Source organism: Paenibacillus sp. UNC451MF (assembly GCF_000686845.1).
GTDB lineage: Bacteria > Bacillota > Bacilli > Paenibacillales > NBRC-103111 > Paenibacillus_S.
In genome coordinates, this window is record NZ_JMLS01000014.1 from 46,088 (window position 1) to 62,059 (window position 15,972).

Below are 15,972 nucleotides of genomic sequence, written 5' to 3' on the forward strand. Positions count from 1 at the left end.
TAACCTCTTTTCTTCCTATTTACTCTGCTTCATATGCTTTCAGCACGCGACTGCTTTCACGTCGCTCCGGGGAAGTGACCGTCACATGCAGCTTGCCGCCGGCTGAATTCAACTGCAAACGTTTGATCGTGACGACCGAGCTGCCTTCTGACGCAGTTGCGACAGCATCTGATCCCCAAGCCGTTTGAATAGGATGTGTGGAAGAAGCATCCTCATACAGCTTCACAGTATCCCCGGGCTTGAGATTCGTGATGGTCACCTCATCCACGTTCTGATCCGTAACATTCGTAACGTAAATGTTGTTAGGTGATAATGGCAGCGTTAATGGCTCTGCCGCAAAGATTTTAGGTGTTCGTGAGCTTTCCTCACCTTGTGAGCGGGTTACCGTAACATATACAATGCCATAACCTGATTCCGGTAAGGCCGTATGTACGACAGCAGATGCTGTTCCGTCTGCAACAGCTGTACTAATGGGAGCTGCGGCCGCTTCATCCGCATACACCTTGACCATATCACCTGGCTGAAGCCCTATTACGGTAACCGTATCGTTAGGGCCTGCCGCATTGCGGATTGAAATATCAGAACGCGATGGAGCCAGGCCAGCTTGCTCTGCGGCATAGCTTTTGACCGTTCGGCTGCTTTCCCTTCCGGATACGGATGTTACGCTGACATATACGTAGCCTGCTTGCTTTCCTAGCTGTCCTATTTTGATGATTGCCAGAGATGATGATGAACTTATCGTCGCCGTTCCCAATGTATGGGTCGCGTCTGCAGTCGGATACACTTTGACGATATCGCCGGGTGATAGTCCAAAGATTTCTATATGATCGTCCGTGCCTTCCTGCTCATTCATAACGACAATCATCCCCGGCGCCAAGGCTGGCGTTACAGGTTCCGAGCTGTAACGCTTCGAAATCCTTTCGCTTTCCAAGAGCGGAGGTGAGGTGACCGTAATATAAATGCTCTCTTGATCATCGCCTGAGGAAGGAAGGGTAAGCGGAATTTCCACAGATGATGCCCCTGAAGCCACAACGGCTTGAGTTACGGGTGACGAGTCCCGATTGGAAGCATAAACCTTCACTGTATCCCCGGCCTGCAATTGTGAAACAATAACGCGGTCATTGGCCCCCCGTTCGTTTATGACACGTATTTGATCAAGCTGAGGCTTGCCTGTTCTCGGTTCGGCATCATAAGCTTTTTCTATCGCTCGACTCTCTCTTTTCCCTGGCTCTGTTACAGCTACATAAATAATGCCTTCATCCGCACCTAGCTGTCCGACCGAAATAACCGTCCCGTCCGTTGTGCTCGACGCTACTGTACTTGAACCAAGCAGCTTTATTTTGGAGGCATCCTTATAAACCTTCACTACATCTCCAACATGAATACCACGTACAGTGACCTGATCCGTCGCTCCACCCGACCGATTCGTTATGCGGATGGATGTCACAGCAGGTGCTGCAGAAACAGGCTCCTCCGCGAAGGATTTGACGATACGACGACTCTCGGAATAGGATGGCTGCGTTACTGTAACGTAAATATGACCGCCTAATATACCTAACTGGTCGATCGTAACCGTTGCGCTGGTAGAGCCGTTGCTAACCGTCGAGCTGCCGATAGGGGAAACCGCTCCTCCATCGGCATAGACCTTCACTACATCCCCCGCGGACAAACCACTTACCGTAACAAGATCACTCAGCCCGGCCGTTCTATTGTCAACCCTGATCAAGCTAGGTGCAGGTGGTACAGATATGGCCGCATGTACCGTTCCCACTGGAAGCAGCGAACAAAAGACAACACACGAAAGCAGCCCTGCTAACGCTATTTTCCTATTGTGTCTTAACAAGATGCAACGCACCTCCATATATTAAGAAAGTAAATTTTCAATCAAGGGGATACTCGTAAATAACCGTCTTATAAACATCGCCGTCGTAGGACAGCGCATTGGTTCTGGGAAGCTTTACTTTTACTTTGTAAATTACGGAAGGCCCCTTCAATACTTTGGATATTCGCTCACTTTCCCTAACGTAGCTGAAAGGAAAGCCTACTCCCGGAGTGCTATCATCTACATAATCCTCGAACACGACAACGGGTCGTTCCTTTAATAAAGTGCCTGTATAAGGAGTCCCTTCAGCATCAAGCTGCAAATTGTACTCCAGCCCCGCTTCGAATGCGGCTCGCGAATCACTCCGTTCAAACACAATTTGCCCCTCAGCAAGCCTGTCCTTCCTTACCTGCAGGGCAGCATCGTGAGCTCCGTGATTAATTGCGAATTTGAGCCGATTATGCGTTGTTGTGGTCACGAAGCGGTCGGCTTCAAAGCTTGTTGTATACAAGAACATCAGTACTACAAAAATGAGCAGCAGCGCGCGATTCATATCCCCCTCACCGTACCAACGCCTCACTCATTTGCTTCGCATAGCGCACGATTTCAGGAGGATCCCTGTCGATACTGCCGAACATGCTTCTAAAGAGCCATCTTGGCGTACTTTTTACTGAGAGCTTCCCCTCAACATATTCCCCCCTTGGCGTCAGCTCCGTCGTCCCGGTAAAACGAATGTCGCTGGCATCAAGCAAAAACGTGTGCACCAGCGTACCCCGCATTTCATCGATAATCTCGGGGGTAAATCGTCCGTTGTCGGCATTTGACGCTTTTTGGATCGCACTGTCAAGCACCATCTCTACCGCGTTCGCCCGAGTTGAATATATATCGTGCAGAATGGGCTGAAACAGCAGCAGCATTAAAATATAAACCGTCAGCATTTCCACCAAAGCTGCCTTCATACGGTCAAATTTTCAATACTAATCCCGGGTGATTCATCATTCTCTAAGGAGTCCAGCTGAGGCGTTCCTTTCATTTGATAATGGTACGATGTTGGAACGTTTGTATTATTAAATAAATCATCCATTTGCGTTTTCTTATCTTTAATCGATCCCCATAACGCAACAAAAATGAAAATTCCGATAGCAGCCAATGTAGCTGCAATTAACAAAAATTTCTCCAAAGCCGGTTTCATACTTTATTCGCTCCTCGTCTTTAATTATCCGAAGTGATTCGTACTGCGGGCTAAATCCGTCACATATTGCTGAGCAATATTTAACGCATTCCATAAGTAAATGAGCAAAGGGCTGAACGCAGCCGCATAAGCGATACTGCCGAAAAACTTTCTTTGACGACGGCGATTTTCCCTCAGCATTTGCGTGTAGCTCTCTTCCCTGGTATCAACCAATGCCGAGATGTCCTCCGGAGGGGTCAGCTCTAAATCGGCAAGCAGTTTGCACAGCTCCTTCGCTTCACGGGTTCCGATATCATCGGCAATCGTCTGCAGCGCCATATGAGCCCCCTCGTCAAAAAGCCTCAGCCCTTTATTCAAGGACGGCTTGATGCGTACCGTATAGTCGCGAAGTTTGGTGAGCAAGGTGTGCAAATTTAGTCTTCGCTTCGGGTTTCCTTTCAGCTCGTCTGCAATCATGCTGTAAATCATGAACAGCTCGCGATTTTTTTCCCCATCATCGATTTCCTTCCATTTGCTTAACACATAAGTGAGCAAGGAAGCCTTCGTATTCGTAGCAAGCAGCACGACAATCGGCCCCCACAGCCGGAGCAGCAGGCTTGGCCATGTAAGCTCCGCCCAGTGAAAGGAAGCATCGTATAAGCTGTTCATGATCCACACCAAAGCCGTACCGTAGCGAAGCGATTGAATCTTCCAGGCGTTCAGCCTGAACGGGTAACCCGTCTGTTCCAAGCGCCGCTCCAGCTCCGGATGATACAGCCAGCGCTTGAGCTGCATATATTGCAGCCGCGTCATGTACTTCAGCGATACAGGTGCGCGCAGTCTGCGATGAACCAAATAAGCGGCATAAACATACAGCAAACAAATGAGCAAAGCGAACAAGGCGCTTGCTATGGCATATCCTTCATGCTGCAGCTGCATGAACGCTTGTCATCTCCATTCTCCTCAATAGTCGTTAGGGGGGCGACGGAACCATATGGCAAGAAGCAGCGAACCCCCAATAAAACAAAGTGTTACCGTCAGCCAAAACCTTCCTTGCTCGGTCCCGAGCTGGTAGTGCATCGTGCTGTTATAGCCCATAAAAACAATCATAATAACGATCAGCAGCGGAAACAGGATGACATGAAGCCAGCTCAGCTGCAGTACCTCCGAGCTCGAATCTCCTTCATCACGCAGCATATCGATTTGCTTATGAATGTTTTTATCTATTGCGTTGAGTGTGCTCTCGACATTCTCGCTTCGCAAAAGCCCTTTAAGTACCGTCAAACCGAGCTGCTTGGCGAAGGAGGTTTGAATGCTGTATATAAACTCTTCAATTGCCTTCTCCATCTCACGCGAATCTACATAATTCAACTCCTCTCGAATCCAGTTCATAAAGTGCCGTCGGATAGGAGCCGAGGAAACTTCCTGGCTGGCGAGCTGCAAGGCGGTTCGCATATTCCCACGGGTCACCTTATATTTACTTGATAAAATACCGACTGCCTCCGCCAGATCATACCCACTCTGGATCTGCGAGCTTCTCAGCTTCAAGCGATGGTAGGCAACAGGACAAGCTAGAATGAGAGCGCCCATAAAAAAACTGAATCTTGCGTCCAAAGTAATGAAATAAATAATCAGACCTACGGACACAGCCATCGATACAGTAAGCAGAACAAACCTCTGTACGGTGTGATCGTTATAACGCTCGCCGTGCGTTACCTTAAGCAAGAGCTCCAGCTCTCGTCGCATCCGCAGCCATACAGCGGTTATCCGTGACGCATTCTTCTCAGGCTCCTTTTGCTTGCGAAGCTGCTTCATGCCTCTCCTGTAACGGCGGTCGGTACGTATGACTTCTCCCCAATAACGGAGCAAGGGCATCAAAGTCTTATATAGCCCGAGTGTAAACAACCATGCGGATAGAAGCAGTACTACTGCATTAACGATCGGATATAGAACCATCCGACTGCCCTCCCCATGCTTCGATACATTCACGAACACCGATAGCCGAGTCTCGTCGATGCTTCTCATAGAGAGGATACGCCTGTTCCAATGTCTCACTGATTCGATGAAGCGGATTCGCGTGGACAGGATTCAGTACCACAACCCCTTCTCCTTCAGGAATAGGCGATGCTTCAGCTAATCTACGCAGCGCCCGCTCAGTGACCTCAGCCCACTCGGGCTGAATTTGCCGCATTTCTTTACGCAGACGCTCGCTTAAATCATTTCTGTAAGTCCAAGTGTCGTCGCTCTCGTTCCAATGCAATAGCTCATGCGTGCTGATCTCACCATTCATCCGGTTATAGCGAAGCTCCATTACGCTCTTGATCCTTTTGCGCGACCTTCCCGCGTCCTGGGTCTGAACGATCAGAATGTCAATATTATCAGCAACCCGTTTCTCTTCTTCTTCGTACCGCACGCCCGGGTTCAGACTACATAACAGTCGTGCGAACTGCGAAGGCACCGTCTCAGGCTTCCATGTATGAAAGGTACTGCCGAAGCCTTTGAGCAGTCGTTCGCAGGCAAGCATTGCTCCTTCCGCTTCCACCCTCCGAACCTCGCCGATGATGGCATAATCAACATCAAATCGAAGCACTTGATCCATCGCATGATGAAACGTATTTTCATGCGTGACCCGCTCGATCAATTTTTTTTCGGGAAAATCACGGCTAGCCGCTAGCTCATAATGCTTTTCGATAATGGCCCCTGTATAATCATCGGCCCTCTCGGCTATTAATGCTTTCAGGGTCGTGGACTTCCCAGTCCCTGGAGGTCCGATCACCAACATATTACAGTGTGTCTTTGAAATCCCCTTCAGCAGAACCGCTGCTTCGGGTGGAATGGTTCTGCGACGCTCGTCCGCCAGATCGTCCACCGTTACCCGTCCGATCAGAAACCGCCGAAACGTAATGACATCATGCCGAACATCCGGCTTGACCGTTAATGTCACCCGTTCTCCCGTGTACAAATCGACCTCCAAGGTGGTGTTGTACAAGTTGACGATGGCATCCTCTCTCTGCCGGGTTAAGGCACGAATGATTTTGTCGACCTCTTGGGTGGATACAAATTGAAAGGGCATCCGTTCATGACGTCCATTGTGATGAATCCAAATCGACGTACCGATAATTTGCGCCGCATAGCTGTCAGGGTACTTTTGCCAGCAGGCTAGCGCTTTAAAGCCATAGATTTCGTGAAATATTGCATGAGTTATGTCGGAGTAGCACTGCTGCTCCTCTCTCGCATAAGGCCTTAAGCCCACATAATATTCAGGCAGCTCCACTTGATACAAACCGTTCTGATCCACATAAGACTGGATTTGCTCCATAATAGCCGATACAGTCTCAGGAACACCGATAATCGCCTTATTTTCCAGTTCGACAAAAGCTTGCGCCTCATCTGCCCCGGTTCCATCGGCTTGCAGCCTATCTGCATCCCTTCGATGCATTGTTCCTGCGAACCGCTCGCCAACCAGATCCTTGTAGGTTTTGCACACCTGTTCGAATGACGTCTTCCCTGCTTTAACGGGCGTATGATCGACTGCCGGTAGTACAGCGTGGGGCGCCAAGGATGCTTCTATCGATGCTTCTCTATTAAATTGACCGATATGAAATCTGGAGTAGCCTCCCATAGGTCAAGCCTCCTTTAGCGGCTTCACCCAACGAAGCCACGAACTCTTCTCGGATTTGGCAGCGACGGAGGAAGCCACTCTGTCCGAAGCAGGCAGTAGCGGAATGCTGTAATAATGAAGAATAGCGCGGCATACTTTGCGCAGCTCCTTATCATACTCAGGCCAATATTGGCTGAGCAGGCTTTTTTCCGCCTCGCTCCGGTAAAAAGAGGCTACCTGTGGGAGACTTCCGACATACGGCATATTCAGCTGGCGAGACAATTGCTTCTCATTTTCCATATCAGGAGAACGAAGCATTCGGTTAAACAGCAGCATCGCCTGCCGATTCTCCAAATGAAACACGGGATATAAAATATGCTCGCACATACGCCTCCACTGTTCTTTGGCCGCCTGACTTTGATTCATTTGCACCAGCAGCAAATCCGCAGCATAAATACTTTGCGCTGACAGCGCATGATCCGGATAGCTCCCCGCATCGATAAGTACGAGATCAAAGCTTTCACGTGCCTTGTCAATCAGCCAAGAGATTCCGTCAGTATGATAGTAATAAAGCTTTTTTAAATCCCTGTTGCCGGCCAAATAATGAACACCCGGAGCGATCTCCTGCATTTTGCCGAGAAGATCTCCGCCTTGCAGCTGACGTCCCTGGAGGCTGCCCCACAGCTCATCCAAATATTTAGCCTCGTACTTGAGACCGTTGTCCCCGGGATTCCATCCGTTCAAACCCAAAATGCCAATGCGTTTACCTGACAACTTGGAAAGCTGCAGTCCTGTCAATAACAGACTGGAGGTAAGCCCTAACTGCGGCAGTGCTCCCATGGCTGTAATCACTTTACTAACAGGCTGTTCCTTGGCAAAGCAGAGTCTCCCTACTTCTCTTGCTGCCTGCTCGGGTGTCAGATTGGGCATCACATACCGGATTCCATGTGCGGCGCAAAGGCTTTGCGTTGTTTTCAATCCAATAAAATCTGGTTCATTGCTCAATAAATAAATGAAGGTATGCGCTCGGCAGGTCGCTCTTAAAGCAATCACTTCATATATATCAAGACATTCTCCGCTGACGATCCAAACATCCGATGCCGACTCCAAACCTGATCTGCCAAGCTCTTGTGAGGCTGATCCTGTAAAACCGACATGGCTGCTGGAACTCTCGCCTTCTTCCGCTTCCATCAGCAGCACAGCTATCATTTCTCTGGAAATCGATGAGATCGAGCCATAATCGCTTGAAAGCCGCAGCTCTTCTAGCAAACGCCGATCCTCGGCTACTACATAAGCATTCAACTGTATTGACGCCTCCTCTTGGGTTGCACTATCTGTATACGATTAAAAACCGGTAACCTTTGGTACCATATTTGCGAATGAGCTCCTTCTGCTCTTCATTGACTATAAATTCAACCGTATTGACGGCTCCTGTCGTCTTCTTGCGATCATCGGTCGAAGCAATCTCCTGATTATTCGTTCCTTTGACAAAGCTGACGACCATTTCCTGCAGCCTTTTCTCCTCCTCGAATGGAATGTTCAGCGTTTCCAGCTTTTCGCGGGTCAGCTCCTGTCCCGATTTATCCTCCGCTTTTTTGGCCTCTTCCTTTTGGACTAACAGCAGGGATACCCTGTCCCCACGGAGCAAGCTTCCTGGAGGCTTTCCGAACATCCATTCCGCAGGCAGCGACATATTCCATTCCCCTGGGCCGGGCAGCAAATGATTCGTATTTAGCATCGCATCCGTTATCTGCTCATTGACGCGAATGACTCGCGTTGTTTCCTGTCCAAGAGCACGAGGGACCTTGTCGATGGCACCATCAACAAGCAGTTCTTTTTTCAGCTTCACTGTCTTCAGATCAGCCTCCGACAAACGGACGCCTCGTTCTACCGTACGTGCTGCCTGGAGGACCTCAACAGTACCCCATCTCGGCTCTACACCCCATTTCCAGCCGATTAACAATGCTGGACCTGAGAAGCATAGTCCTATGACCAGCACATAGTACATGCATTTATACCAAAAGTTCATCGAGCTTCTTCTCCTGTTATCCGTTTTTCCACAGCTTGCGCAGCGCATGCAAAGTACCACTTGTCACAGTGCGCGATTCTCGTTCCTCCAGCCATTCTCTCAGCCAGGGCTTAACAGCTCGAACAAGCTGCTGCTGGACTACGGGCCGGTCCTGAACTAAAAGTCCAAGCCAGCTCGCCTCGGCAATCTTCGCGTAGTCGATCGCTGGAAGCATACATAACGGAGGCTCTGGCAGTACGCGCAGCCATTGACCGGTATGTCCGGAGGTTACCATCTTGTTCGCTACGCCGTATACTCGCTTACCCGACTGCCGCAGCTGCTGCAGCTGCAGTTGAATGATACGTGTCGATTCCAGCTCCAGCTTATGAAGCATGGGGTCAACCACATATACGATATCCACATGCTCCATGCCTAACAGCTCACGAATATCAGGTCGCTGCCAATCCGCTCCGATGTCGATCAGGAGCACAGGCCGGTCAAGCTCCAGCAGCGGCTGCACCCAGCGGCTTGAACCCATGCCGCCATCGGTTGATTCGGCTGCTGAAGGCAGCCACAGCGTGGTGCCGTCCACCCAGGCTGCATCCCGCCGCGGGTCGGCGCCCGCTGCATTGTAGGAGCGGTAGCCGGGCGGCGCGTGCTTCTCGCCGAACAGCAGCGCATGCAGCTCCGGCTGCTGCTTCGGCGCCTCGGCTACCGCGTGCGGTACGCCGAGCCCGTGCAGCGCGCGGGCAAGTGCTATCGCCGCGAACGTCGCCCCGGCGCCGCTGTACAGCGCGCCTACAGCTAGGATGCGCGGCGGCTGAGCCGCGTTGCCGCCGCTTTGTGCCTCGCCTACGATGCTTGCTGCCACTCCCTGCAAGCGACGCTCCGCTTGCACCCTTAGCAGCTCCTCGCGTACCTCCGCTGCGTTTCGGCAGCGTCCGGCCGGGTCCGCCTGCAGCAGCTTCTCTACGAGATCGGCAAGCCTAGCAGGAAGCTTCGCGTCGAGCTCATGCAGCTGTTTGCGCCCCGCATGGCAGTACAATCCGCCGCTCAGCAAAAAATACATGAGCGCTCCGAGCCCGTACAGATCGGTGCGTTCATCGGTCTGTCTCCCCTCGAACTGCTCGGGTGCGGCAAAGCCGACAGTCCCGATGCGGACGGTATCGGCAGCCTGTCCAGCTTTATAGCTTCGCGCAATACCAAAATCGATAAGCCGAAGCCGTTCCTGCGCATCAAACATCAAGTTGGACGGCTTTAAATCACGATAAATAATCGGCTCCGGCCTTCGGCTATGCAAGTAATCAAATAGGTCGCACAGCTGCAGGATGTAATTAAGCACCTGATCCAGCTCCATCCGTCGACCTCTCCGCTCGAAACGCTGCAGCAGTGTTTCGCCTTCGATATAGTCCATGACCAAATAGCTGGAACCGCCCCGTTCATCGGCATAATAATCTACGATATCGGGTAAATTGGGATGATTCAGGCGTACAAGCATATCCGCCTCCGCAAGCCCGGTATATGCCTCGTCCGCTTCAACCCTGGTTTCTTTCACCGCCCTACGCTTCCCCGGCAATCGCAAATCCTCTGCCAAGTAGACGGTGCTCATCCCACCTCTACCAATCACAGAATGGATTCGATACCGATTTCCCAACACATCACCTTCAACAAGTTCTTGCTGTCCTCTCATGCAGATTTCACCTCTATCAGCATCATGGTTATGTCTGTTAACGAACCGAACATTTCCTGAACGACAAAAGAACCGCCCCTTTCCTGCGCGTTGACGCAGGATAGAGGCGGTTCTTCCGCTCTTATTTCCCAATGTTGTATATAAATTACCACAATTTTCTTTATTATGCAACCGCATTTGATACTTTCGCAAAAACCTTTGAATTTCAGCCTGCCGCATTATGGAAGGAAGCGGATGTCTAATTTTACTCCACTCGGGAAAACTATGGTACACTCTCATATTTAGGATGCAATAGGAGGCCTCAATGACATGCGTAGTCGTAACTTCAAAGTATTGGCGCTCTCGGGCTGTATACTTCTGCTTGGATTCAGTACAACCTTAGCGGCCGCTCCGAGTAAGGGACGTCCGTATTATGAAAAGCGTGGCGAAGTCGTTTGGGAAGTGCCCACCGAGGAACAAGTCATAGCGCTGAGCTTTGACGACGGCCCTGATCCCGAAGATACGCCTGAAATCCTAGACTTACTTAAGCAATATGATGTGAAAGCAACCTTTTTTATTATCGGAAATAAAGCGGAAATGTACCCTGATCTCGTCAAAAGAGAAGCGGACGAAGGACATGAACTGGCCAATCACACCTACAAGCACCTATATTTCAATCGAAAGGTTTCCGAGCATCGGTTCAAGGATGAACTGCGAAAAACACAGGACGCTATATATAACGCAAGTGGGCAAAGGCCACACCTGTTCCGGCCTCCAGGCGGTTATTATAACGAGACGCTCGTCCGCATCGCAAGAAAAGAAGGCTTTACCGTCGTGATGTGGTCATGGCATCAAAATACAATGGACTGGAATACGCCTGGCGTATCCAAGATCACCTCAACTGTGCTTGACAATGCCCGTAATGGTGATATCGTTCTGTTCCACGATTATGTGGAAGGACAAACACAAACCATCGCGGCTTTGAAAAAAATATTACCGGAGCTGAAAAACAGAGGCTATCGGTTTGTTACTATTTCCGAGCTGTTGTCTTACAGCAAGCTTAGCCCGGTTAAACAGGGAGATCCATTAAAGTAGTCCATTAAGCATTTCTCCTCTAAGCTACAGAGAATACCATAAAACAAACTAATCTAACATAAAGAGCAGCTTTCCGAAGAAGGCTGCTCTTTCATACGAATATTATTTGGTTTTCAAATCTTCAATAGAATCAATTTCGACGTAGGTAGGAACGACAAGTCCGATTTTGGTACCGTTCAAGTTAACGCCAAGATCTTCAAATTTTCCTTTGTACTTCTCATAGTAATCCTTATGCGTAGTTGGCAGCCATGCTGCTACGATAGCGTCTGCATCCCCATTGGATACTCCGGCCCACATCGGTCCTGCTTCAACCTGCAATAGATCGACTTTGTAGCCGAGCTTCGTCTCCAGAACATTTTTCACAACGTTCGTGCTGGCAATTTCCGAATCCCACGCAACATAGGCAAGCTTCAGCTTTTTACCCTCCGCTTTAGGAATATCCTTGCTCCACGCATCCACTTTGTCTGCATTGTCCTTAACCCAAGCCGCGGCAGCATCCTCAGGTTTTTTACCGTTTTGAATATCCACCATGACTTTGGCCATATCTTCAGGAGTCCATTCAAACTTATCCAGCAAGCTGTATGCTGAAGGCTCATCCTGCTTCAGTCCGTTACGGACAATCGTATGAATTTGTTCGTCGCCACCATAGACATTTTTAGGGTCCTTCAAATATTTCAGATCATATTTACCGAACATCCAATGCGGTGTCCAGCCTGTAATAATGATCGGCTTTTTATCTTTGTAAGCTTTATCGAAAGCAGCAGTCATCGCCGCTCCCGAGCCCTCTACAAGTTTCCAATCGGTGAGCTCGTAATCCTTAATCGCCTGTGCAGTCGACTTCATAATCCCTGCACCAGGGTCGATCCCAATAATCTCATGCTTGACCTGAGCACCAATCGTCTGGGCTTGTGGCGCTTCTTTTTCTTTGGCACAGCCTGTCAAAATAACAAGGGCGGATAGCCCTGCAAACATAAAAGTTTTCATCGTTTTTTTCATTTCATTACCCTCTCTTTGTTCTTTTTCGTTTAACCAAATGCTGCGTCATTCGATCCAGAAAAATAGCTAGAATAACGATCGATAAGCCAGCTTCGAAGCCTTGACCGGTCTTAATCTGCGTGACCGCACGATACACGTCGGCTCCAATACCTTGGGCACCAATCATGGACGAAATAACAACCATAGACAAAGCTAGCATCAGCGTTTGGTTCACGCCTGCCATAATGGAAGGCACCGCTAGCGGCAGCTGGACTTTGAACAGCATCTGCCCGGATGTCGAGCCGAATGCATTTGAAGCCTCGACCAGATCGGCGGGAACCTGTCTTATCCCTAAATTCGTCAGGCGGATAGTAGGAGGAACCGCGAAAATAACGGAAGCGATAACTCCGGGCACAACACCCAAGCCGAAAAAGGTGACAGCTGGTATTAAATAAACGAAGGCAGGCATCGTCTGCATAAAATCGAGTATTGGTGTGAGTACGTTCTGTACCCGCTGATCCTTGGCGCACCATATGCCAAGCGGAATGCCAAGCACGATTGAAATGATCGCCGACGTCAAAACCAACGCAAGAGTGTCCATCGTGTGATCCCAGTAGCCTAGGTTATCAATAAGATATAATCCGATAATAGTAAATAAGGTCATCGGCAAACGGGCGAACCAATACGCGATCGCGCCTAGTATTATAATAAATAGCAAGGATGGCACCAAATGCAGCACGGTGGATATGCCATTTACAATTCCTTCAATGACCATCGAAACGGCATCGAAAAAAATCGATAAATGCGTACCCAGAGCATCTACCGCACTCTCCACCCACTCATCAAGAGGCATTTTCGGAATCATCCGTCTTCACCTCCTTAGCGATATGCTGTCCAGCCAAAGCTCCCAGAACGGCACCGCGAACGATAACGCCTACGATGCGGCCATTCTCATTGACAACGGCAACGGGATATTTGGATGAGCCGCATATTTCGAACAATTCATTAAGAAGCTTTTCCGGCGATACTGTAGGCACTTGGTCAATGACGATATCCTCCAGCGATTGACCTTCCTTAACCGCATTGGATGCATCTTCCGCTGTGATAACCCCGAGCAGCCTCTTCGAGCGATCGACTACGAACAAATTGGAAATACCGCTGTCCCGCATAAGCTGCAGGGCTACCCGCGGACCTCTGTCTAGTCCTACCGTCTCCGGTCTGCGCATTATATGAGCGGCTGTTAGCACCTTGGATAAATCGACATCCTCAACAAATCGCTCCACATATTCATTTGCCGGATTCATCAAAATTTCTTCAGGCGTCCCTATTTGTACGACTGCCCCATCCTTCATAAGCGCAATCCGATCACCAATCCGCAGCGCTTCGTCCAGATCATGGGTAATAAAGACGATGGTTTTTTTCATCTTGTCCTGCAGCTCCAGCAGCTCATCCTGCATATCCTTGCGAATGAGCGGGTCCAGGGCGCTAAATGCTTCGTCCATCAATAAAATATCCGGATCGTTGGCTAACGCTCTCGCGAGACCTACCCTCTGCTGCATGCCTCCGCTAAGCTGATCGGGAAAGCTGCTATCCCAGCCCTTCAAGCCGACCAGTTCTAGCGCTGCCTCCGCCTTGCTCCTTCTGGAGGATTTCTCCAACCCTTGTACTTCGAGTCCGTATTCTACGTTTTCGAGCACCGTTCGGTGCGGGAACAGCGCGAATTTTTGAAATACCATGCTGATTTGTTTCCTTCTGACCTGCCGCAGCTGCTCTTGATTCATCTGCACAATGTCTTGACCATGAATGGCAATCGTTCCAAGTGTCGGTTCGATCAGACGGTTCAGCAGTCGTACCATCGTGGATTTGCCGCTTCCCGACAATCCCATAATGACGAATATTTCTCCGGGCTCAATTGAAAAACTAACCTTGTTAACCCCCACGGTATGCTTCGTTTCCTTGTAAATGCTGTCTTTAGACCAGCCTTTATCGAGAAGACTAAGCGCACTTTCGGGATTAGGGCCAAATACCTTCGAAAGCTCTTTTACTTCGATAATGGCCATGGTTTCACCTCATTCCATTCCATTTCGTTTCCAGTTCTCTCGTACCTAAGTGTAAAGAATGCTTTGTACAGAGTCAACACTTTTTTTAGTTTATAACGTACGTACAGTAAAAACTTTACGATCTTTACATATAGAATCCTCCCGATTCCTTTTGCATCGTCCGTTATCCAGAGCTTTACAATCTGCCTTTTGTTTCTTACAATAATCGTGAGTTCTGATAATGATGACAGCCATCTAAGTCTAGGACATCGACAGAGGAGTGGGTGCAATAATGAACGGGTTAGAAGGGATCGCGCCCGAACAGGAACAGCTGATTCAAAAAGCGCGAAAGCGTGTCATCGAATCCATCGGCAAAAATATGGACTTGTATGGAATTACTTTATCTCATGGGCTTTTATACGGTTTAATGTTTTTTCAGAACAAACCGATGACGCTTGACGAAATGGGCGAAGCCATGGAAATGAGTAAGACAAGCATGAGTACGGGAATTCGTTCACTGCTGGATTTAAAGATGGTGAATCAAGTATGGGAAAAAGGATCGCGAAAGGATCTTTACGAGGTGGAATCGGACTGGTACCAGACGCTTGCCGATTTTTTCGGCATTAAGTGGCGCAAGGCACTGGAAATTAATTTGCAATCTCTGCGTAAATCGTTAGTAGAGCTGCAGGATCTGGCCGATCGCTTCCCTGAGGACGAGCTTCTTCAAACCTGCTTGCTCACAGATATAGATAAAATAAAAAATGCATTAGCTTATTATAAGTGGTTCGATAAGCTGATTGATTCGTTTGAAACAGGCGAAATATATCAGTTTATCCCCAAAGAAGTTCCTGATAAATAGTTCAGGCTAAAGCACAAAAAAGCCGAGTGATCCCGCGGATCCCCGGCTTATTCTTTTTTATATAACTGAGGCCTTACTCATCAAAACCTGCCGCTCCCAGAGCCCGCAGTACAAACAAGCTGGCGTGCTCCGCCGTCTTCTCCACACTCGTTTCCTGATCTGTAAACAGTGGCTTCATGGTCACCATTTTTTTAAAAGAAAGTGCTGTACTGATGATAAAAAGCAAGGTGTGATCCAGAGATTCATATCGGAATACCCCCTCCTGCTTTCCATTAATGAGCAGCTCTCTTATTTTCATCCATATCGGAAACGTTCGCTCGGTAATGTGAGGCGTTCTTTGGGAGTTAGCTACGAACTCTTGCTGAATGATAGAAGATATCTCAGGCTCATTCATGCAAAACCATACAACTTCTTTCACCATAAGCCGAAGAGCCGATACAGGCTCCTTTAATTGCTCTTCCAGCTCCTTCAGTCGATGTCCTACAAAGAAGTAATCGAACACCGCGTGAAACACTTTCTCCTTACCCCCGAAATAATACGAAATCAGAGCTACATTGGCGCCTGCCTCCTCGCAAATTTGGCGTACGGTCGTTCCGTCAAACCCTTGTTGGGCAAACAGCTTTTTCGCTGCAAGCAAAATCCGTATTTTCATATCCGATTCGGTTTGTGTCATGACATCTCCTTAATTATGAAGCCGTTCTTAAGCTTTAATCTATTATTAAATCTTATTATG

Annotated in this window: 16 protein-coding genes; 2 read left to right on the forward strand and 14 right to left on the reverse strand. The window is 49.0% G+C overall.

Annotated elements, in window-relative coordinates; all coding sequences use genetic code 11:
• Nucleotides 1–19 precede the first annotated feature (19 nt).
• The 10 genes from BP97_RS38915 to BP97_RS38920 are packed head-to-tail and all read right to left on the reverse strand — an operon-like array spanning nucleotide 20 to nucleotide 10,292.
• Nucleotides 20–1,843, reverse strand: a complete 1,824-nt coding sequence (locus tag BP97_RS38915; RefSeq protein WP_051620658.1) for a hypothetical protein — start codon at nucleotides 1,841–1,843, stop codon at nucleotides 20–22.
• A gap of 37 nt (nucleotides 1,844–1,880) precedes the next feature.
• Nucleotides 1,881–2,375, reverse strand: a complete 495-nt coding sequence (locus BP97_RS0116420) for a hypothetical protein (protein WP_028550066.1) — start codon at nucleotides 2,373–2,375, stop codon at nucleotides 1,881–1,883.
• Nucleotides 2,376–2,382: 7 nt separating this feature from the next.
• Nucleotides 2,383–2,766 (reverse strand): hypothetical protein, encoded by a 384-nt coding sequence (locus BP97_RS36590; protein WP_156043236.1) that lies wholly within the window; start codon nucleotides 2,764–2,766, stop codon nucleotides 2,383–2,385.
• A gap of 11 nt (nucleotides 2,767–2,777) precedes the next feature.
• Nucleotides 2,778–3,014, reverse strand: coding sequence for a hypothetical protein (locus tag BP97_RS0116430; RefSeq protein WP_028550067.1), 237 nt, complete (start codon nucleotides 3,012–3,014; stop codon nucleotides 2,778–2,780).
• Between the two features lie 24 nt (nucleotides 3,015–3,038).
• Nucleotides 3,039–3,932 carry a hypothetical protein gene (locus BP97_RS0116435; RefSeq protein WP_028550068.1) on the reverse strand — a complete coding sequence of 298 codons (894 nt, stop codon included), beginning with the start codon at nucleotides 3,930–3,932 and terminating at the stop codon, nucleotides 3,039–3,041.
• 24 nt (nucleotides 3,933–3,956) lie between these two features.
• A complete protein-coding gene (locus BP97_RS0116440) occupies nucleotides 3,957–4,949 on the reverse strand; it encodes a hypothetical protein (RefSeq protein WP_028550069.1) in 993 nt (330 codons plus the stop codon).
• Nucleotides 4,927–6,615, reverse strand: a complete 1,689-nt coding sequence (locus BP97_RS0116445) for an ATPase, T2SS/T4P/T4SS family (protein WP_028550070.1) — start codon at nucleotides 6,613–6,615, stop codon at nucleotides 4,927–4,929. Before BP97_RS0116445 ends, BP97_RS0116440 begins: the two co-directional genes overlap by 23 nt.
• 3 nt (nucleotides 6,616–6,618) lie before the next feature.
• Complete coding sequence (locus BP97_RS0116450; RefSeq protein ID WP_028550071.1) at nucleotides 6,619–7,896, reverse strand: P-loop NTPase family protein; 1,278 nt, start codon at nucleotides 7,894–7,896, stop codon at nucleotides 6,619–6,621.
• 28 nt (nucleotides 7,897–7,924) lie between these two features.
• Nucleotides 7,925–8,623 carry an SAF domain-containing protein gene (locus BP97_RS0116455; RefSeq protein WP_028550072.1) on the reverse strand — a complete coding sequence of 233 codons (699 nt, stop codon included), beginning with the start codon at nucleotides 8,621–8,623 and terminating at the stop codon, nucleotides 7,925–7,927.
• A gap of 16 nt (nucleotides 8,624–8,639) precedes the next feature.
• Entirely contained in the window at nucleotides 8,640–10,292 is a 1,653-nt protein-coding gene (locus tag BP97_RS38920; RefSeq protein WP_051620660.1) for a serine/threonine protein kinase, read from the reverse strand.
• A 309-nt stretch (nucleotides 10,293–10,601) separates the two neighbouring features.
• On the opposite strand from BP97_RS38920, the gene BP97_RS0116470 reads away from it, so the two are divergent.
• Entirely contained in the window at nucleotides 10,602–11,366 is a 765-nt protein-coding gene (locus BP97_RS0116470; protein WP_051620661.1) for a polysaccharide deacetylase family protein, read from the forward strand.
• 102 nt (nucleotides 11,367–11,468) lie between these two features.
• On the opposite strand, the gene BP97_RS0116475 is transcribed toward BP97_RS0116470, so the two are convergent.
• Genes BP97_RS0116475 through BP97_RS0116485 form a run of 3 tightly spaced genes read right to left on the reverse strand, consistent with a single transcriptional unit; the run spans nucleotide 11,469 to nucleotide 14,401 of the window.
• The gene (locus tag BP97_RS0116475) at nucleotides 11,469–12,362 is read right to left on the reverse strand and encodes a glycine betaine ABC transporter substrate-binding protein (protein WP_028550074.1); all 894 of its coding nucleotides are present in this window, start codon (nucleotides 12,360–12,362) and stop codon (nucleotides 11,469–11,471) included.
• A gap of 4 nt (nucleotides 12,363–12,366) precedes the next feature.
• Nucleotides 12,367–13,206 (reverse strand): ABC transporter permease, encoded by an 840-nt coding sequence (locus BP97_RS0116480; protein WP_064745709.1) that lies wholly within the window; start codon nucleotides 13,204–13,206, stop codon nucleotides 12,367–12,369.
• Nucleotides 13,184–14,401, reverse strand: coding sequence for a quaternary amine ABC transporter ATP-binding protein (locus BP97_RS0116485; protein ID WP_028550076.1), 1,218 nt, complete (start codon nucleotides 14,399–14,401; stop codon nucleotides 13,184–13,186). Before BP97_RS0116485 ends, BP97_RS0116480 begins: the two co-directional genes overlap by 23 nt.
• Nucleotides 14,402–14,672: 271 nt before the next feature.
• Between BP97_RS0116485 and BP97_RS0116490 the strand changes: the two genes are divergently transcribed.
• Nucleotides 14,673–15,239: a GbsR/MarR family transcriptional regulator gene (locus BP97_RS0116490; protein WP_028550077.1), complete on the forward strand. Its 567-nt coding sequence runs from the start codon at nucleotides 14,673–14,675 to the stop codon at nucleotides 15,237–15,239.
• Between the two features lie 73 nt (nucleotides 15,240–15,312).
• Here BP97_RS0116490 and BP97_RS0116495 read toward each other — a convergent pair whose 3' ends face one another.
• Complete coding sequence (locus tag BP97_RS0116495) at nucleotides 15,313–15,912, reverse strand: TetR family transcriptional regulator (protein ID WP_028550078.1); 600 nt, start codon at nucleotides 15,910–15,912, stop codon at nucleotides 15,313–15,315.
• Nucleotides 15,913–15,972 lie beyond the last annotated feature (60 nt).